The organism is Nonomuraea sp. H19 (genome assembly GCF_052068215.1).
In the GTDB taxonomy this organism is placed as follows: domain Bacteria; phylum Actinomycetota; class Actinomycetes; order Streptosporangiales; family Streptosporangiaceae; genus Nonomuraea.
Genome location: NZ_JBQHCV010000003.1, coordinates 27,577 through 45,146, shown reverse-complemented (window position 1 = coordinate 45,146; position 17,570 = coordinate 27,577). Strand labels below are relative to the sequence as shown.

Sequence of the window (17,570 nt, the reverse complement as noted above, 5' to 3'; positions counted from 1 at the left end):
CGGGCGGCTGTGGCGGCCGTTCCACGCGAGGCCCCGGTTGATGGGAGACAGAACTTGCCGGTCTTAGCTAGAACCTGGTTCTGTTAGGGCATGGCGGAACTTGTGCTCTCAACTGTCGACCAGGGCGTGCTCACGCTCACCTTCAATCGTCCCGACACGCTCAACGCCTGGACGGACGCCTTGGGGCGGCGCTACTTCGACCTGCTGGCGGCGGCGGAGAAGGACCCCGAGGTCCGGGCCGTGGTGGTGACCGGCGCCGGCAAGGGGTTCTGCTCTGGTGCCGACTTCAAGACCTTGGCCGCCATCCAGACCGGCTCGTACGACGAGACGCCCGATCCCCGGCCCAACACCTTCCCCACGACCATCGGCAAGCCGATCATCGCGGCCGTCAACGGGGCCTGCGCCGGGCTGGGCATGGTGCACGCGCTGGTTTGCGACCTGGTCTTCACGGCCGAGGACGCCAAGTGGACCACGGCTTTTCCGCGTCGCGGGCTGATCGCCGAATACGGGCTGTCGTGGGTGCTGCCTCGGATCATGGGGCAGCAGCGGGCCATGGACATCTTGCTGTCGGGCCGGGTGTTCAGCGGGCGGGAGGCGTACGAGCTGGGGCTGGCCAATCGGGCGGTGCCCCGGGATGAGCTGCTGGGGGAGGCCCAGGCGTATGCCAGGGAGCTGGCGGTTCACAGCTCGCCGGCGTCCATGGCGGTGATCAAGCGGCAGGTGTGGCACGACTGGGACGTGCCGTTGGAGGAGTCCGCGAAGACGGCGGTCCAGGAGATGATGGCCTCGTTCGGGCGGCCCGACTTCGCCGAAGGTGTTGCCAGCTTCCTGGAACGCCGTCCCCCGAACTTCCCGCCCCTCTGACGCGTCGATCGAGCTCCCTGCCTCTTCGACGTGCCCGCCGGGCCTCCGCCCCAGCGCGCGGCCGCCCAGCCGGGAGGGCTGGGCGGCGGGATGGGCGTTATGCCAGGCGATGGGCGCCCGGGGCTGCGGTGGCGGGGAGGAAACGCGGGGGTTGGAAGCCGCGCTCGGCGTAAGCGCCGGCGACCGACTCCCGGACGGCGTCCAGGCGGTCGTCGGCCACCAGGGCGATGGCCGAGCCGCCGAAGCCGCCGCCGGTCATCCGGGCGCCCCGCGCCCCGCCCTTGACGGCCGCCTCCACCGCCACGTCCAGCTCGGGCGACGACACCTCGTACTGGTCCCTCAGCGACAGGTGGGAGGCGTTCAGCAGCGCGCCGATCTCGGTGACGGCGCCCGCCCGCAGGAGCCCGATGAGGGCCTCCACGCGGTGGTTCTCGGTGACGACGTGCATGGTGCGCTTGCGCTCGTCGCCCTGCAGCTGCTCCAGCGCCGCCGCCAGGTCCGTGACGTCGCGCAGCGCGGCGACGCCGAGCTTGCGGGCCGCCGACTCGCACTCCGCGCGGCGCTTGGCGTATTCGCCGCCCGAGTGCTCGTGGTGGACCTGCGTGTCGATGATGAGGATGCTCAGCCCGTGGGAGGCCAGGTCGAGCGGGATGTTCCGGGAGCCGAGGGAGCGGCAGTCCAGGAACAGGGCGTGCCCCTCCTGGCACAGGGCCGAGGCGGCCTGGTCCAGGATGCCGGAGGGCACGCCGACGAAGTGGTTCTCCGCCTGCTGGCAGAGCCGGGCGATCTCCATCGGCGTCATGCCGAGCTGGTGGAGGTCGTTGAGCGCCGAGGCGACGGAGACCTCCAGGGCGGCGCTGGAGCTGAGGCCGGCGCCCGGCGGGATGGTGCCGTCGATGGCGATGTCCGCGCCGGCGACGCGGTCGCCGAGCATGGCCAGGACGCCCACGACGTAGCGGGTCCAGCCCGTGGACTCCGCGTGGCTCGCGACGGTGACGGGCTCGCCGGAGGACTGGAGCGAGAGGAGGCGGATGGTCTGGTCCGTACGCGGCGTGATCGCGGCCGTCACGCCCCACGGCACGTGCCAGACCGTCTGGGGGGACGCGCCATAGGCGGCACGAAAAGCTTCAACAACGCGCATAACCAAACACTCCTCAACAAAGACCCGACCGTAGACTAGCGCCATGGAGGAGCTCCTGGCTCCAGGGCTCGGCCAGGTCCGGGTGTTCCTGATGCCCGATGACAACAAACCGCGCAAACTTCGGTACAACCTGGGCCATCGCCGGCTGCTGACCTTCGGCGGCGCCTACTCCAATCACATCAGGGCCGTCGCCGAGGCCGGGCGGCGGCACGGGATCGAGACGATCGGGGTCATCCGCGGCGAGGAGCACCTGCCGCTGAACCCGACGCTGGCGTACGCGGTGGCGTGCGGCATGACGATCACCTACCTCGACCGGGCCTCCTACCGGCTCAAGCACACCGAGGAGGTGCGGGCGCGGCTGCGCGCGCAGTGGGGTGCGGACGTGGCGATCCTGCCCGAGGGCGGGAGCAACGCCGCGGCCGTGCGCGGGTGCGCCGAGCTGCCGGGGGAGATCGGCGAGGCGTACGACGTCATCTGCTGCCCGGTCGGGACCGGGGGGACGCTGGCGGGGATCTCGGCCGGGTTGCCGGAAGGGAAGCGGGCCCTGGGGTTCGCGGTGCTCAAAGGGGCGGGGTTCCTGGCCGATGAGGTGGCGAGGCTGCAGCGGGAGGCGTACGGCCGCACGTGGTCGAACTGGTCGATCAACCTGGACTATCACTTCGGCGGATACGCCAGGTCAACGCCGGCCTTGGACGGATTCATCGAGGAATATCAAGTCGAGGGCATCTATGTTGCCAAGATGCTCTACGGGATCCTCGACCTCGTACGGCAAGGCGCCTTCGCGCCCGGCACCCGCGTCGTCGCCGTGATCACCGGTCAGCCCTCCACCCCCGTGGAAGCGTGGGACGCCCCCACCGGCTTGGACTCGGGGGATCCGCGCTGGCGGAGATAGATCGACAACACCACCATCGACAGCACGGCAAGCAGCTCCGACTGCCAGTTCTGCAGGCTCCGGTTCCAGAACTCCGCCGAGGTGACGTACGCACCCCAGGACACGGGATCCCGCAGGTCGTCGAGCCGTTCGGAGTTGTACGCGGCCTGCCCGGCCACCGACTGCGCCAGCCACGACAGCAGGAAGATGAGCCCCATCACGATCCCCAGCGAGTTGCTGAACAGCCAGAGCCGCATCCCCTTGACCTTGGCCCACGCGGGCGATTCGTCAGTGGCGTATTTCCCGATCTGCTGCTGCTCGTCGGACTCCGCCCCCGCCATGTCCAGCTCCTTGGACTCGGGCGAGCCCTGCTGCACGAGCCAGACGGTGAGCATGATGAACAGGAAGAACTGCAGGTACTCCGACTGCCAGTTCTCCGCCACGTCGACCGCGAAATCCGAGGACCCCACGTACTGGAGGAGCGACACCGCCTCCGAGCCGTTCGCCCGCTGCTGATCGTTGAATTCCAGCATCCCGGCCACGGCCTGTCCGGCCACCGCCAGCACGAACATGATCATGAATGCCAGGGCCAGCGAGTTCGCCTTGAGCCATCGCCTCACAGCCGCGACCACCCCACAGCGAAGAACCACGCCAGTCCCACCACGATCAGGAATGTGGTCAGCGCGAACACGGTGCGCATCAGTCGTCCACCTCGCACTTGTACGGGAGGTCGGGCACCGGCTCGCAGCCGGCCGCCCGCACCCGCCACCCGTCGCTGAAGCGGTGCAGGAACAGCGTGTCGCCGGCCAGCCGCACCTGCGCGTTCTCGCCCCATACGGTCACGGACGTGACGGCGCCGCCCGGGCCGAGGCGCAGCTCGCCCAGGGCGTCGGCGCACGTCTGGCCGGGGTCGGGGAGCTTGTCGGCGGTCCTGCGGGCGAGCATCGCGCACGCGGCCTCCTCCTGGTGCGCGGCGAGCGCGGCGTGGAAGCGCTCGGCCGCCCGCGCGGGCGAGGCCGTGTCCACGGCACAGCCCGCGACGGCCGCCAGCACGATGAGGAGCAGGACTCTCATGGGGCCCCTGCTACCCACAGATCAACCTGAAATGCCGGGCCCTCAGCCGCCGAGCTGGTCGAGCACCGGGGACACCAGTGCGTTCAGTTCGCGGGCCAGCACCACCACCGCGCGGTGGGCCAGCTGCTCGACGTCGTCGTGCGGGCCCTCGGGCTCCGGCGGCAGGTCGTCGAGCGGCACGGGCGCCTCGACGAGCAGCGAGGCCCGCAGGAACGGGATCCTGGCCAGGTCCTGCTGGGACGGCTCGACGTATTGACCGAAGGTCTCCTGCCAGCCCAGCCAGCCCCGGTCCCGCCACCAGGCCCGCGACCGGGTCAGCTCCTCCGGCAGCGGCGAGACGAGCCTGATCCGCGCGTAGAGCGTGCCGTCCCAGGTGTTGCGGTGGCAGGTCGCCTCCAGCACGCGCCGGTCCCACCGCACATATCCGGGGGTGAGTGACGGCGGCGTGGCCAGCCGCCACGCCGCGCACGCGAATCTGATGGGCGCGATGTCACCCCACTCGAACTCTTCCAGGTTCTTGCGCACGTGTACGGCATAGCGCCCGTCACGGTCTCTGTCGAACTCTTGATCGATCCAGAACGCTTTGGCCATGAGAACTACGCTACGGCGCTCCCGCAGTCCGGCGTGCGCGGACGGGAGATCTCCGATTGTCCTGTAACGCAGGGTGGCACATGTGTAGCTTTTTCACACTATCGGATGACCTTGGAGTGAAGAATGGCGTCAGAACAGCTCGACGCGGCCATGGGCTGCTGGCAAGAGGGAGATCTCGACCGGGCCGCCGCGCTGTTCAGGGAGATCGCGGCCACGGGCGACCCGGAGGCGTCCCACCTGCTGGCCGGGCTGCTGCAGGAACAGGGGGACCTCGACGGCGCCGAGGCGGCGCACCGGTCGGTGATCCAGTCGGGCGACCCGGTGTTCGGGCAGCGCTCGGCCATGGCCATGGGCATGATGCTGGTCGCCGCCAAGGAGTGGCCGGCGGCGCACCGGGTGCTGACGATCGCCTCCGACGGCGCGGACTTCGAGGTCGCCGCGCTCGCCGACACGGCGATGGTGCTGGTGTGCACGCAGCTCGGCGACGCGCCGGGCGCGCTGGAGGCGCTGGAGCGGGCCCGCAGGTGCGACAGCCCCGCCGTGGCCGAGCTGGCCGCGCGGCTGGAGCTGCCCGAGTTCCACCAGGACCCGGCCTCGGCCCGCGACCTGTACGAGGCCGCGGAGGACGAGGACGACTACCGCGCGCTGCTGACCTGCGGCGACCCCGCCGTGGTGGCGCTGTCGGCGTTCCGGCTCTACCGCATGTACGCCGAGGAGGGCGACTTCGAGGCGGCCCGCGAGGTGTGCGAGCACGCCATCGCCGTCGGCCACCCCGACCAGCTGGCCATGGCGCACAAGCTGCTCGGCGCGGTGCTGGTGGACCTGGGCGAGTACGCCGACTCCGCGGCCGCCTACCGCGTGGCCGCCGAGGACCCCAGGCCCGAGATCCGGCTGCCCTCGCTGATCGAGCTGGCCAAGGTCACCGCTCAGCTCGGTGACGACGACGAGACGAAGGCGATCTTCCACCGGGTGATCGCCAGCGGGCAGCGCGAGTACGTCGTGCAGGCCCAGGCGTGCCTGGCCCAGATGCACACCGAGGCGGGCGCGGTCGCCGACGCGCTGGCCGCGCTGCGGGCCGTGCTGGAGGCGGGGGAGAGCGAGTGGGCCTCGATCAGCGTCACCCTGCTCGGCCTGCTGCTCGACCAGCATCCGGAGGCGTACGACGAGGTCATGGCACTGGCGCGGACGGCCACCGAGCACGCCGACCCCGACGCCGCGTTCAAGGCCACGCTGCTGCTGGAGCACGCCGCCAGGCAGCAGCCGCTGGCCGACCCCGTGGAGGAGCAGGCGCTCCAGGACACCGACGCCGCGCTGGCCCGCCTGCAGGCCGGCGACCTGGCCGAGGCCAGGCTGCTGCTGCGCAAGGCCGCGGACTCGGGCGCCGCCACGCAGTCGCTCAGGGCCATGGTGACGCTCGCCGAGCTGGAGATGGGCGAGGGCGACCGCGAGCAGGCCGATGAGCTGCTGGCGTACGTGGCCGAGGGCGACGACGTGCTCCAGGGCTTCAACGCCGCCTTCATGCTGCACCTGCTGCGCGCGTCGGGCGACGAGCTGCATCCGGTGATGCGGGCGATACTCGACCACCAGCGGCTGGGCAGGGAGGAGGGGCTGGTCCGCTACCGCGCGACCATGGACCACCCCGACCGGGCCGTTGCCGCCATCGGCACGGCCGTGTTCGCTCAGGTGCTGGCCTCGATCGGGTACGAGCTGTCCGACGCGGCCGAGCTGTTCCGCTCGGCGGCCGGCTCCGGCGACCCGCTCGCGTTGTCGTACGCGGCGATGATCTGCAAGGAGGTGCTGGCCGACGAGGACGAGGCGGTCGCGCTGCTGCGCCGGGCCAGGGATGAGGGCCATCCCGTACTGGCGCCGTGGGTGGCGCACGCGCTCGGCGGGCTCGTCGCGGAGCGCCATCCCGGTGAGGCGCGGGCGGCGTACGAGGCGGCGATGGAGACCGAGAGCAGGGGCCTGCGGATCCAGGTCGCGGCCGACCTGGCAGGGCTGTACGAGCAGCAGGGTGACCTGCTCGCCGCCTGCCGCCTGTACGAGCGGATGATCGACGAGGGGTGGACGGAGCGGGGCGCCGTACCGCTGGGGTTCACCAGGCTCAGGCTCGACGATCCCGACGCCGCCCGCGCGGCCTTCGCCCTGGGCTCCGACGACCTCAGCACGTTCGGGACGCTGCTGCTCGACCGGGACTTCGAGGCCGCCGCGCGGGCGTTGCCCACGGGGGAGGCGTACTGGATGGCGAGCACGCTCGCGATGGAGACCGCGCACGGCTGGCAGCGCACCGGACGGACGGCCGCCGCCGGCCGAGCGCTCGCGCTGGTGGCCGCGACCGGCCACCCGGACCTGCGCCAGCAGGCGGGCTGCTACCTCGGCGCGCTGCGCGGCGACGCGGGCGACCAGCGCGGAGCCATCGACGCCTGGCTGCGGGCCGTGGGAGAGGACGAGCACTTCAACGGGGTGGCGCTCAACGCCGCCGGCAAGGTCCTGATGGACCTCGGGGAGTACGCCGAGGCCGTGGAGGCGTTCGCCGGGATGCCGGACACCGGCGACGAGCGCCGGTGGCGCGAGCGAACCCTGCTGCTCGGCGAGTCGCTGGTGGCGTGCGGCCGCGTCGAGGAGGCCCGCGAGTCGCTGGCTGGGGCGTTCGGCGAGACCGCGACCCTGCACCTGGTCAGGTTCCGGCACGACCACGGCGATCCCGAGGGCGCGCTCGCCGACCTGAAGGCCGCGCCGCCCGAGCCGACCGGCACCTCCGAGCGGCTGCTCGGCACGCTGCTGGCCAAGTGCGGTGACCTGGAGGAGGCGAAGGCGGCGTTCGAGCGGGCGGCGGCCCTCGACCCCGAATCGGCGCCCGCGACCATGCTGGAGGCCGGCCGCCGCCTGCTGGAGGCCGGTGACACCGAGTCCGCGCACTTCGCCTTGGAGCGGGCCGCGGCCCAGGAGGACGACGCCTACGCCGCCGCCGTGTCCCGCCACCTCCTCGGCAGGGCCACCACGGAGGAGCTGCCCTGGGTGCTGGCCGCGGAGGGCGACCAGGAGGGCGCCCTGGCGTCGCTGACCGAGCAGACCGGGTCGGAGCTGACGGCTGCGGCGCTGCTCGCGCTCAACGACGAGGACGCGCGAGCCGTACGCCGTCTGCTGGCCGAGGCCGAGCCCGTGGCCCGCGCACAGGCCATCGGTGAGGTCATCGAACAGGCGGGAGGCCTGGACGACGACACGGCCGCCGCGTTCTGGCGGCTGATCATCGACCTGGGCGAGCCCGCCCAGGCCGCGCGGGCCAGGATCGAACTCGGCGCGCTCCTCGCCGGGGACGGCCACTACTCCCGCGCCGAGCTGTGCTTCCTGCCCGCCACCGAGGACGCGCTGACGAGCACGATGGCCTGGCGCAACATCGCCGTCGTCCGGCACCGCCGGGGCGACCTCGACGGGGCGATCGAGGCCGCCCGCGCCGCGATGCCCGCGACCGCCGACCTCCTCGCCGAGCTGCTGGAGACGCGCGGCGACACCACGGGGGTACGGGCGGCGCTCACCGCCGGAGCGTCCGGCGGTGACCTGGAATGCCTGCGCCGGCTGCTCGCCCACCTGCTCCTGGAGCAGGACCACGACGCCGTGGTGCGGGAGGCGGAGCGAGCCGTCGGGACCGGCGACCCGGAGACCGTGGCCATGGGCTACTGGGCGTGGGGCGACGCGCACAAGGCCGGCGGCGACATGGAACGCGCGGCGGACACCTACCGCAAGGGCATCGACGTCGGCTTCCCGGACATCTCGCCCAGCGTGCGGGTCGACCTCGCCACGGCGCTGCACGAGCTGGGCGACGCGGACGGCGCCGCCCGCGAGGCGTGGCTGGCCATCGAGTCCGGTCTGCCCGACGCGGTGGCGAGGGGCGGACTCGCGCTCGGCGTGTGGCTGTATGACGAGGGCGAAGAGCTGGCGGCGGCGCAGGCGTTCGCCGCGGCCGCCGACACCGGCACCGACCTGGCCGAGAACGCCGTCAGCAACCTCCACGCCATCGCCTACCGCGCCTGCGAGCGCGGCGACCACCCGCTGGCGCTGCAGGTGCTGCCGCTCATGGGGGAGCATGCCGCGGAGACCGCCGGCGAACTGGGCGGCCGCTGCGAGGACCCGGTGGCCGTGCGGCAGTACTACGCGCTGGCCGGCTCGGACCCCTACACCGAGCTGCGGGCCGCCGACCGGCTGGCGGAGCTGGGCGAGACCGCCACGGCGCGGGCGGCGTACGAGCGGCTGAGCGAGCACGGCGAGCCCGACGTGCGCTTCGTCGCCGGGGGCAGGCTGCTCGAACTGCTCGACGACGAAGGCGACGACGCCGCCTTCTACGACGTCGCGCAGCGGCAGGCGGCCGACGCCGACAGCCCCATCAGGCCGATGTTCGAGAGCCTGCTCGGCATGCTGCAGGACAACCGGGGCGACACCACGCAGTCGCTGCGCACGCTGCGGGAGGCGGCCGCCAGCGGCGAGCCCATCGCGCTGTCCACGCTCGCGCAGACCCTGGTCGGGGCCGGAATGGTGGACGAGGGACGGGAGACGTACCTGAAGGTGCTCGGCGCGGGCGACGCCGGCCTCGCCACGCGGGCCATGATCGCGCTCGGCCAGACCTACCACGACGAGGACGAGGAGCTGGCGCGCGAGTGGTACGTGCGCGCCGTCGAGGAGAGCGAGGGGCACACGAGCGCGCTCGGCGCGATGCACCTGGGCGCGCTGGCCAAGCGCAACCGGGACTTCCCCGGGGCGCTCACCTGGTACCAGCGGGTCATCGACGCGGGCGACTCCGAGTCCGGGATGGCCGCGGCACACCTCGGCGAGCTGTGCTATTGGCTCGGCGACCGTGACGGCGCCCTGCGCTACTACGAGCTGACGCTCAGCCTGACCGAGGAGCCGGACCTGGTGGCCGAGGCCGCCTGCCGGCTCGGCGAGATCCGCTACGAGCGTGGCGACCTGGCGCTCGCCCGCCGCCTGCTGGAGCTGGCGACCGGCACCGGCGACCCGTCCTTCGCCCCGCAGGCCGAGCTCCTCCTGGACAAAATCGGCTGACCTCGCCGAGCCGGTCACCGGACCGGTCGGCGATCCGCGCGCCGGCTGGAGCGGGCGCACTCAGGGTGGACAGCGAGCGCGGCACGGTCGAGTTGCCGGCGTGAAAAGTCTGCGTCAAGTCCACCGCCCGCCGGCCTGGCGTGTGATCACTTTGGTACCCATGATCGAACAGTGGATTGTCGAGGACGAACGCGAGCTCGAGGCGCGGTGCGCCCGCTTCAGGGCGGCCATGCTGGCCCTGCAGCGCGCCGCCGGCAAAGTGGACGAGGAGGATGAGACGGAACCGGCTGCGTGAGGCGCCACACTGTGCCGGCTACGTAACGATGGAGATCAGAAAGGCGTGTATAAATGCCTCGTATCCCGCAAAAGGGATCACTTCCTTCGTCATGATGCGGCTCTCGCATGCGCGCAATCAGCTCTGCCATCGACATCAACGCGTCTCCCGAGAAGGTGTGGGCAGTGCTCGTGGACTTCGCGAGTTACCCGGAGTGGAACCCGTTCATGCGGGAGGCTTCGGGGGAGGCGGTCGTGGGCGGCAGGCTGGTGCTGCGCATGTTCCCGGAGAACGGCCGGCCGGTGACGTTCAAGCCCGAGGTGCTGGCCGCCGAGCCGGGCAAGCGCCTCAAGTGGGTCGGCCACCTCATCGTGCCGGGGCTGTTCGACGGCACGCACGAGTTCACCCTGACGGCCACGCCGGAGGGCGGCACGCATCTGGTGCAGAGTGAGAGCTTCAAGGGCCTGCTCGTGCCGTTCCTGGGCAAGTTGATCGAGGGCACGACGCGGAACTTCGAGAACCTGAACGAGGCCCTGAAGAAGCGCGTCGAGAGCTGAGATCGGCAGCCGTCCCGGCTAGTCCTGGCGGACGCCGTCGAGAAGGCCGGAGCGGCTGGTGATCAGGTTGTGGCCGCCGGCGCTGAGCGAGTTGACGAACAGGCGGTCGCCTCCCGGCAGGGCGGCCAGGCGGAACAGCAGGTCGCGGACGGTGATCCGCCACCGGCTGGACGGGGCCATCCACTGGATGAACCGCCGCCCGAACCCCTGCACGTCGGCGATCGCCGGCGCCATCCGCCGCTGGTAGCGAGCCGGCGCGGCGGACAGGTCCCCACCGGCGGCCAGCTCGTCGGCGAGCACCCACGCGGCGGCCATCGCCAGGGTCGCCCCGTGCCCGGCGAACAGCGACACGGCCTGGCAGGCGTCCCCCAAGAGCACGATCCTGCCCTGGTGCCAGCGCTCCATCTCGACCTGCGTCACCTGGTCGTAGTAGAGCTCGGGCGGGTCCGGGCAGCGTGACAGCACCTCGGGCAGGATCCAGCCGAGGTCGCCGAAGCGCCGGCGCAGCACCGCCGCCGGATCGGCGGGCAGCGCGGGGTCCGGCTCGCGGTGCAGGAACAGCAGGGCGAGCCGGCCGCCGCGCAGGGCGTACGCGCCGGCCATCAGGCCCGGCTCGGTCAGCATCCGGTAGCGGGTGCCGATCCGGCGGGAGAGCGCCTCGTCCTCGATGATGTACGCCGCCACCTGGTGCCCGAGGTAACGCGGCAGCACGTCACCGAAAGACAGCTCGCGCACCCGCGAATGCGTGCCGTCCGCGCCCACGAGCAGATCCACCTCGCGCGTCGTGCCGTCGGTCAGCCGCAGGGACACCCCGTGCGCGGACTGCTCGGCGGACTCGACGCTGGCGCCGTACGTGATGGGGGCGCGCACGTCGTCGGCGATGGCCCGCGCCAGGTCGCCGCGGAGCAGGCTGAGCACCTGTTCCAAACCGGAGGTGAGCGTCAGACGGCTGGTCCGCCGGCCGTCGCGATCGACGTAGCTCAGCTCGTCGACCAGGTGGCGGCTCTCCAGCAGCCGGGGCAGCAATCCCATCCGCTCGGCGACCTGGTAGCCGGGACCATAGAAGTCGATCATGTATCCGCCGTCCCGGAAGGCCGCCGCGCGCTCGACCAGCTCCACCTCCCAGCCGGCGCGCTCGAGGTGCCAGGCCAGCGTCAGCCCGGCGATGCCGGCACCGCAGATGAGGACTTTCACGGTTGATTCCCTTTCCGAAGTCAGCCATCGAGCCCGAACATGGCGCGCAGCGGCCCCGCCAGCGTGGCGAAGTCGAGGCCGGGGTCCAGCGCGCGGTGCAGCATGATGCCGTCCACGGCCGCCGCCAGCATCGCGGCCGCGGCGTCCGCGTCGCCCTGGTAACCGTGCTCGGCCAGCCAGGACGCGACGCGCGCACGGAATCCGGTGATCTGCTCGCCCAGCCGCTCCCGCAGCTCGGGAAGCCGCGTCGAGGCCAGGAACATCTCCACGACCAGCAACGAGGCGGGATCCGTGCCGCTGTGGCGGGACAGCTCGCCCAGCAGCCAGTCCACCCCTTCCCCGATGCCCGGCTGTGCGGTGAGCGCCACGGCGAACTGCTCGAGCAGCACGCCGCTGAACCCGGTCCCGGCCGCGACGAGCAGCTCCGTCACCGAGGCGAAGTGGTAGTGCACCACGCCGGGCGCCACCCCGGCCCGCTCGGCGACCAGCCTGGTCGTGACGCCGCCCCAGCCGACTTCGGGCACCAGCGCGACGGCCGCGTCGAGCAGCCGCTGCCGGGTCGTTTTGCCGCGTTCCGCGGAAGTGGAGGCCATGCTCTCCTCGTTTGGACGATCGCCCTGGGCGTTCGTCCAATAGTACCCCCTACCTCCGGGAGCGGACCAGGTTGCTGGGCGGCATGCCGCGAACCCGCTTGAAGGCGTTGCTGAAGGCGAATCCGTCGGCATAGCCGACCCGCCGGGCCACCGCCGCCACGGTCGCACCGGGCGTGCGGAGCAGGTCGGCGGCGAGCGTCATCCGCCACTCCGTCAGATAGACCAGTGGCGGCTGCCCGACCAGCTCGGCGAAGCGCCGCGCGAACACCGCCCGCGACAGGCATGAAGTTCTGATGAGTGAGCGGCCGGCACGCCGAAAGCCTTTTCGGTGATATGAAACCGTGACCAAGCGCTCGCTGGCTGATCAGCGACCGGCCATTTCTATAAGGCCAGTTCATGCCCTATGCATGTGGTTGCAGTCGCCGATTGACAGCCCCTGCTTGGCCGTTTTACGTTCCCGAAAACCTTTCAGGTTCACCGCTTCGATTCGGGTCAGTGATGTTAGCGTTAACACAAGCAATCGCTAGGTTGTAAGGGGCGACCTCATGAGACGACGCTGGGCGGCGGCCCTCGCCGCGGCACTCCTGCTCCTCCTCGGCACCGCAGGGCCCGCGCTCGCGGGCCCGCCGATCACCACCGCGATCTACACGGCCGACCCGGCCGCGCTGGTCGTGGGCGACACCCTGTACGTCTACACCGGCCACGACGAGGCCCCGACCGGCGGCACCAACTTCGTCATGCGCGACTGGCACGTCTTCACCTCCAACGACGCCACGACCTTCACCGACCAGGGCGCCAAGCTGTCGATCTCCAGCTTCCCCTGGGCGGGCGCCGACGCCTGGGCCAGTGAGGTCGAGCGCGGAGCCGACGGCAAGTACTACTGGTACGTCTCCATCAACGGCAACGGCCCCGGCTGGATGAACATCGGCGTGGCCGTGGGCGACAGCCCGCTCGGCCCGTTCCGCGACGCCAAGGGCGGCCCGCTGATCAGCGACAGCACCCCCAACTCCTCGCCGCTCAACATCGACCCGACCGTGTTCACCGACGACGACGGCCAGGTCTACATGTACTGGGGCTCCTACTACGGCCTGCGCGCCGCCCGCCTCAACTCCGACATGACGACGATCAACGGCTCAGTGATCACCCCGAGCGGCGTGTCGAACTTCTGGGAAGCCCCCTGGATGTTCAAGCGCAACGGCGTCTACTACCTGGCCTACGCGGCCAACGACTCCGGCTGCTCGGCGCCCAACTACGCCTGCATCCGCTACGCCACCGCCAGCAACCCGCTGGGCCCGTGGACGCACCGCGGCGTCGTCCTCGACCAGGTCAGCTCGACCACCAACCACCCGGCGATCATCGAGTTCAAGGGTCAGTGGTACATGGTCTACCACAACGCCGGCGCCCCGGGCGGGGGCAACTTCCGCCGCTCGGTGACGCTCGACAAGCTCTACTTCAACGCCGACGGCACCATGCAGAAGGTCGTCCAGACCGGCGGCCCGACCACTCCGGGCAATCTGGCGGCCAGCGCCACCCCCTCCACCTCCTACGTCTCGCCGTGGGAGACGCTCGCCGCGATCAACGACGGCTACACCCCGGCGAACTCGGCCGATCACAGCCACGGCGCCTACGGCAACTGGGACCACCAGGGCACCGAGTGGATCGAGTACCGCTGGCCCACCGCACAGACGATCTCCAGATCCGAGGTGTACTGGTTCGACGACAACCTGGGCATCGACCTGCCGGCCTCCTGCCAGGTGCAGTACTGGAACGGCAGCGCCTACGTCAACGTGCCCGGCCAGTCGGGCTGCGGCGTGGCGGCCAACACCTTCAACACCACGACATTCAGCCCGGTCAGCACCACCAGGCTGCGGCTGAACATCACCTCCAGGTCCGGCTATTCCACCGGTGTGCTCGAATGGAGGGCCTTCTCATGAGGCGCGCCCTGTTCGCCCTGCTGCTCATCGCGGGGTTACTCGTCGCCGGTCCGCCGGCGGCGGCCGACCAGACCATCGGCTTCCCGACGTTCGGCGGCCCGGCCGTGCCCGCCGCGCCCGGCACGTACACGACCGGCAACATGATGCAGGCCATCTACGACGCCGAGAGCTCCGGCACCGACTTCTGGATGGACCGGCTGCTGGCCCGGCCGGGCAACGACCCCGCCGGCACCTGGCTCATGACGCGCGGGCGGGCGCTGTTCATGAAGACCCACACGCCCGGCACGCTCGGCTTCGCCGGGCAGGCGGCGTACTGGGAGAGCATCAGCAACAACAACGCCTTCACCGTCGCCGTCACGCCCGGCACGTTCACCGAACAGGTGAGTTCTCGCTGGCAGGCGCCCAGCCACTGGAAGAGCCGGCACACCAGCGGCTCGATCACCGTCGACCAGACCAAGTTCATCACCGAGAACAACGTCGCCGTGGCCAACCTGGCCATCACCAACGGCGGCTCCAGCTCGACGACGCTGCAGGTCAGGGCCACCTCTCCGTATGCCACGTCCGGCAGCGGCAGCGAGCTGACCGGCCAGGTCAACGCCTACAACAACCTCACCACGATCTACCCCAGGCTCACCGGCGACGGGTTCACCGTCTCCAGCGGCGGCCTCAACAGGTCCGTCACCGTCGCGGCCGGCGCCACCGTGACCGTCAAGGTCGTCATGGGCTTCGTCACCAACGAGATCCCGGCCTCCCGCACCGAGTACGACGCCTACGCCGGCTACTCGGCCGCGACGGCGTTCGCCACCCACGTGCGCGCGTACAACCGGTGGTGGGCCGAGAACGTCCCCTACATCGACGTGCCCGAGCCCGCCATCAAGAAGAACATCTACTACCGCTGGTGGCTGATGCGCTTCAACCACCTCGACGCGGACATCCCCGGTCAGACCTTCCAGTTCCCCACCTCGACCGAGGGCGTGCTGGGCTACAACAACGCGATCGCGCTCACCCAGCCGATGCACATCGACGACCTGAAATACCTGCGCAACCCGATCTACTCCTACGGTGACTGGCTGAGCGTCGGCCAGATCTCCAAGAACGGCCGCTTCCTGGACAACCCCGGCGACCCCGAGAACTGGTCCAACAGCTACACCCAGTACATCGGCGAGGCGGCCTGGAAGAGCTACCAGATCCACGGCGGCCAGCCCGCCATCGCCGCCAACCTCGCCCGCTACGCCGAGCAGGACGTCAAGGGCCAGCTGTCGTACTACGACACCGACAACAACAAGCTCATCGAGTACGACTGGGGCGCCCTGACCGGTAACGACGCCGACGCGGTGTCCTTCCACTGGAGGCCCAACCAGCGCATGGACCGCGCCGAGGCCGCCTACCAGTACAGCGGCGCGCTGGCCGCGGCGCAGGCGTACGAGGCCATCGGCAACGCCGCCAAGGCCACCGAGATGCGCACGCTCGCCACCCAGATCCAGAACGCCATCGTCAACGTGCTGTGGAACCCGAGCAGGCAGCTGTTCGAGCACCGGCTGAAGTCCACCAACGAGTGGGTGCCGTGGAAGGAGATCAACAACTACTACCCGTTCTCGGTGGGCGCGATCCCGAACACGGCCACGTACAAGCAGGCCCTGCGCCTGTACGACGATCCGGCGCACTACCCGATCTTCCCCTTCTTCACCGCCAACCAGGTGGACAAGAAGGCCGCCGCCGACGCAGGCGAGCCCGGCTCCAACAACTTCTCCACCATCAACTCCACCGTCCAGTTCCGCCTCTACTCCAAGGTGCTGCGCGACTACCCGAACGAGTGGATGAGCGCCACCGACTACAAGAAGCTGCTCTACTGGAACGCCTGGGCCCAATACGTCAACGGCAACACCCAGTGGCCGGACGCCAACGAGTTCTGGGCCGACTGGAACGGCTCCTCGATCACCTACCGCTCCTGGATCCACCACAACATCCTGGGCAGCAGCAACTGGACTGTCGTCGAGGACGTCGCCGGACTCCGGCCGCGCAACGACGCCAAGGTCGAGCTCTCGCCCATCAACATCGGCTGGACCCACTTCACCGTCAACAACCTGCGCTACCGCAACGCCGACCTGACCATCGTCTGGGACGACCCGGCCGACGGCGTGGTCCGCTACGCCGGCGTACCCGAGGGCTACTCGATCTACGTCAACGGCAGCCGGGTGGCCACGGTGTCGTCGCTGGTGCCGTTCACGTGGGACCCGGCCACCGGTGACGTCACCACGAGCGGCACCGTCACCCACCACGTCGCCGCTCCCGGCCTCCAGTCGCCCACGCAGGTGAACCACACCAGCGCCCGCATGGTCGACATGCTCGCCAAGGCCGGCGTCGACCTGACCGCCAACCTCACCAACCTCGCCGCCGGCGCCACCGCCACCGCCTCGACCACGGCCTCGGGCAGCTCCACGGCGGGCGCGGTCGACGGCTACCCGATCAACGAGCCGTTCTGGGGCGGCACCACCGCCGGGCAGGACTGGTACGAGCTGAACTTCGGCTCTGCCCGCACGCTCAACGAGGTCCGGCTCTACTTCAAGGACAGCCGCCCGGCCAGCTCGACCTACCGGGCGCCGGCGTCCTACGACATCCAGTACCACAACGGCAGTAACTGGGTCAGCGTGCCCAGCCAGGCCAAGACCCCGGCCACGCCGCGGGCCAACTACAACGTCGTCCAGTTCTCCGCCGTCACCGCCCAGCGGGTCCGGGTGCTGGCCACGGCCGCCTCCGGGGCCAGGACCGGGCTCACCGAGGTCAAGGTCTACAACCGGGGCGGGGTCCAGCCGCCCGCCAACCTGGCGCTGTCGGCCACGCCGTCGGCGTCGTACACCTCGTCGTGGGAGAGCGTCGCGGCGGTCAACGACGGGATCGACCCGCCGTCGTCCAACGACACCGTGAACCCGCGCTGGGGCTGCTGGCCCGAGACCGGGCAGCAGTGGGTGGACCTGACCTGGTCGTCGGCGCGCACCCTGAACAAGGCCGACGTCTACTTCTTCGACGACGACCAGGGCATCGACATGCCGGCGTCGTGGAAGCTGCAGTACTGGAACGGCAGCGCGTACGTGGACGTGCCGGGCGCTTCGGCGTACACGCTGACCAAGAACGCCTACAACACCGTCACCTTCACCGGCACGAGCACGACCCGGCTGCGGGTGCTGCTGACCGGCAACGGCACCAGCTCCGTCGGCCTCCTGGAGGTCAGGGCCTACGGGACGTGATCCTCCCGAGGGGCGGGTCGCGTGGACCCGCCCCTCGTCCGGCCGGGCACCGGGCCCCGAGCAAGCCGATACCGGCGATCAGTGGTCCTGACTTACCAGGACAGGGCCGGGGACATCCCGTGCGGACCCAGGTGCACAGAATGTGCATCTCAGCGGACACCGCAGCGTTCTTCTCCT

At 70.7% G+C, this 17,570-nt stretch carries 13 protein-coding genes and 1 pseudogene; 7 read left to right on the top strand and 7 right to left on the bottom strand.

All coding sequences use genetic code 11. The features are described from left to right. Positions 1-90: 90 nt before the first annotated feature. A complete protein-coding gene (locus ACTMTI_RS06925) occupies positions 91-864 on the top strand; it encodes an enoyl-CoA hydratase-related protein (protein WP_441118904.1) in 774 nt (257 codons plus the stop codon). Between the two features lie 97 nt (positions 865-961). Here ACTMTI_RS06925 and galK read toward each other — a convergent pair whose 3' ends face one another. Beyond that, entirely contained in the window at positions 962-2,005 is a 1,044-nt protein-coding gene (gene galK / locus ACTMTI_RS06920; RefSeq protein WP_441118903.1) for a galactokinase, read from the bottom strand. A gap of 43 nt (positions 2,006-2,048) precedes the next feature. On the opposite strand from galK, the gene ACTMTI_RS06915 reads away from it, so the two are divergent. Further along, positions 2,049-2,897 (top strand): 1-aminocyclopropane-1-carboxylate deaminase/D-cysteine desulfhydrase, encoded by an 849-nt coding sequence (locus ACTMTI_RS06915; protein ID WP_441118902.1) that lies wholly within the window; start codon positions 2,049-2,051, stop codon positions 2,895-2,897. Here ACTMTI_RS06915 and ACTMTI_RS06910 read toward each other — a convergent pair. The 3 genes from ACTMTI_RS06910 to ACTMTI_RS06900 form a co-directional block, all read right to left on the bottom strand. Further along, a complete protein-coding gene (locus ACTMTI_RS06910; RefSeq protein ID WP_441118900.1) occupies positions 2,822-3,496 on the bottom strand; it encodes a DUF6766 family protein in 675 nt (224 codons plus the stop codon). The genes ACTMTI_RS06915 and ACTMTI_RS06910 overlap by 76 nt on opposite strands. Positions 3,497-3,575: 79 nt before the next feature. Then, positions 3,576-3,950, bottom strand: coding sequence for a hypothetical protein (locus tag ACTMTI_RS06905; protein ID WP_441118898.1), 375 nt, complete (start codon positions 3,948-3,950; stop codon positions 3,576-3,578). Positions 3,951-3,992: 42 nt separating this feature from the next. Continuing rightward, positions 3,993-4,541 carry a hypothetical protein gene (locus tag ACTMTI_RS06900; RefSeq protein ID WP_441118897.1) on the bottom strand — a complete coding sequence of 183 codons (549 nt, stop codon included), beginning with the start codon at positions 4,539-4,541 and terminating at the stop codon, positions 3,993-3,995. Positions 4,542-4,664: 123 nt separating this feature from the next. Here ACTMTI_RS06900 and ACTMTI_RS06895 point away from each other — a divergent pair, with 123 nt between their 5' ends. The 3 genes from ACTMTI_RS06895 (at position 4,665) to ACTMTI_RS06885 (ending at position 10,427) form a co-directional block, all read left to right on the top strand. Then, complete coding sequence (locus ACTMTI_RS06895; protein ID WP_441118895.1) at positions 4,665-9,596, top strand: hypothetical protein; 4,932 nt, start codon at positions 4,665-4,667, stop codon at positions 9,594-9,596. 160 nt (positions 9,597-9,756) lie between these two features. Continuing rightward, positions 9,757-9,891, top strand: coding sequence for a hypothetical protein (locus tag ACTMTI_RS06890; protein WP_441118893.1), 135 nt, complete (start codon positions 9,757-9,759; stop codon positions 9,889-9,891). A gap of 107 nt (positions 9,892-9,998) precedes the next feature. Next, on the top strand, positions 9,999-10,427 hold the full coding sequence (locus ACTMTI_RS06885; protein WP_441118892.1) for an SRPBCC family protein: 429 nt from the start codon (positions 9,999-10,001) through the stop codon (positions 10,425-10,427). A gap of 18 nt (positions 10,428-10,445) precedes the next feature. Here the strand turns inward: ACTMTI_RS06885 and ACTMTI_RS06880 are convergent, their stop codons facing one another. From ACTMTI_RS06880 to ACTMTI_RS06870, 3 genes and pseudogenes are all read right to left on the bottom strand, one after another. Then, positions 10,446-11,621 (bottom strand): FAD-dependent oxidoreductase, encoded by a 1,176-nt coding sequence (locus tag ACTMTI_RS06880; RefSeq protein WP_441118890.1) that lies wholly within the window; start codon positions 11,619-11,621, stop codon positions 10,446-10,448. Between the two features lie 20 nt (positions 11,622-11,641). Next, positions 11,642-12,214, bottom strand: a complete 573-nt coding sequence (locus ACTMTI_RS06875) for a TetR/AcrR family transcriptional regulator (RefSeq protein WP_441118889.1) — start codon at positions 12,212-12,214, stop codon at positions 11,642-11,644. 49 nt (positions 12,215-12,263) lie between these two features. Next, positions 12,264-12,494, bottom strand: a pseudogene (locus tag ACTMTI_RS06870) (helix-turn-helix transcriptional regulator); the annotation flags it as partial. A gap of 265 nt (positions 12,495-12,759) precedes the next feature. Here ACTMTI_RS06870 and ACTMTI_RS06865 point away from each other — a divergent pair. Further along, the gene (locus tag ACTMTI_RS06865; protein WP_441118887.1) at positions 12,760-14,148 is read left to right on the top strand and encodes a glycoside hydrolase family 43 protein; all 1,389 of its coding nucleotides are present in this window, start codon (positions 12,760-12,762) and stop codon (positions 14,146-14,148) included. Then, positions 14,145-17,393, top strand: coding sequence for a discoidin domain-containing protein (locus tag ACTMTI_RS06860; RefSeq protein WP_441118885.1), 3,249 nt, complete (start codon positions 14,145-14,147; stop codon positions 17,391-17,393). Before ACTMTI_RS06865 ends, ACTMTI_RS06860 begins: the two co-directional genes overlap by 4 nt. The last annotated feature ends 177 nt before the right edge of the window (positions 17,394-17,570 follow it).

What these genes read in the sequence shown, in the direction of transcription:
- ACTMTI_RS06925 (WP_441118904.1), top strand. Translation starts at nt 91, where the DNA reads ATGGCGGAACTTGTGCTCTCAACTGTCGACCAGGGCGTGCTCACGCTC.
- galK (WP_441118903.1), bottom strand. Translation starts at nt 2,005, where the DNA reads ATGCGCGTTGTTGAAGCTTTTCGTGCCGCCTATGGCGCGTCCCCCCAG.
- ACTMTI_RS06915 (WP_441118902.1), top strand. Translation starts at nt 2,049, where the DNA reads ATGGAGGAGCTCCTGGCTCCAGGGCTCGGCCAGGTCCGGGTGTTCCTG.
- ACTMTI_RS06905 (WP_441118898.1), bottom strand. Translation starts at nt 3,950, where the DNA reads ATGAGAGTCCTGCTCCTCATCGTGCTGGCGGCCGTCGCGGGCTGTGCC.
- ACTMTI_RS06900 (WP_441118897.1), bottom strand. Translation starts at nt 4,541, where the DNA reads ATGGCCAAAGCGTTCTGGATCGATCAAGAGTTCGACAGAGACCGTGAC.
- ACTMTI_RS06895 (WP_441118895.1), top strand. Translation starts at nt 4,665, where the DNA reads ATGGCGTCAGAACAGCTCGACGCGGCCATGGGCTGCTGGCAAGAGGGA.
- ACTMTI_RS06890 (WP_441118893.1), top strand. Translation starts at nt 9,757, where the DNA reads ATGATCGAACAGTGGATTGTCGAGGACGAACGCGAGCTCGAGGCGCGG.
- ACTMTI_RS06885 (WP_441118892.1), top strand. Translation starts at nt 9,999, where the DNA reads ATGCGCGCAATCAGCTCTGCCATCGACATCAACGCGTCTCCCGAGAAG.
- ACTMTI_RS06875 (WP_441118889.1), bottom strand. Translation starts at nt 12,214, where the DNA reads ATGGCCTCCACTTCCGCGGAACGCGGCAAAACGACCCGGCAGCGGCTG.
- ACTMTI_RS06865 (WP_441118887.1), top strand. Translation starts at nt 12,760, where the DNA reads ATGAGACGACGCTGGGCGGCGGCCCTCGCCGCGGCACTCCTGCTCCTC.
- ACTMTI_RS06860 (WP_441118885.1), top strand. Translation starts at nt 14,145, where the DNA reads ATGAGGCGCGCCCTGTTCGCCCTGCTGCTCATCGCGGGGTTACTCGTC.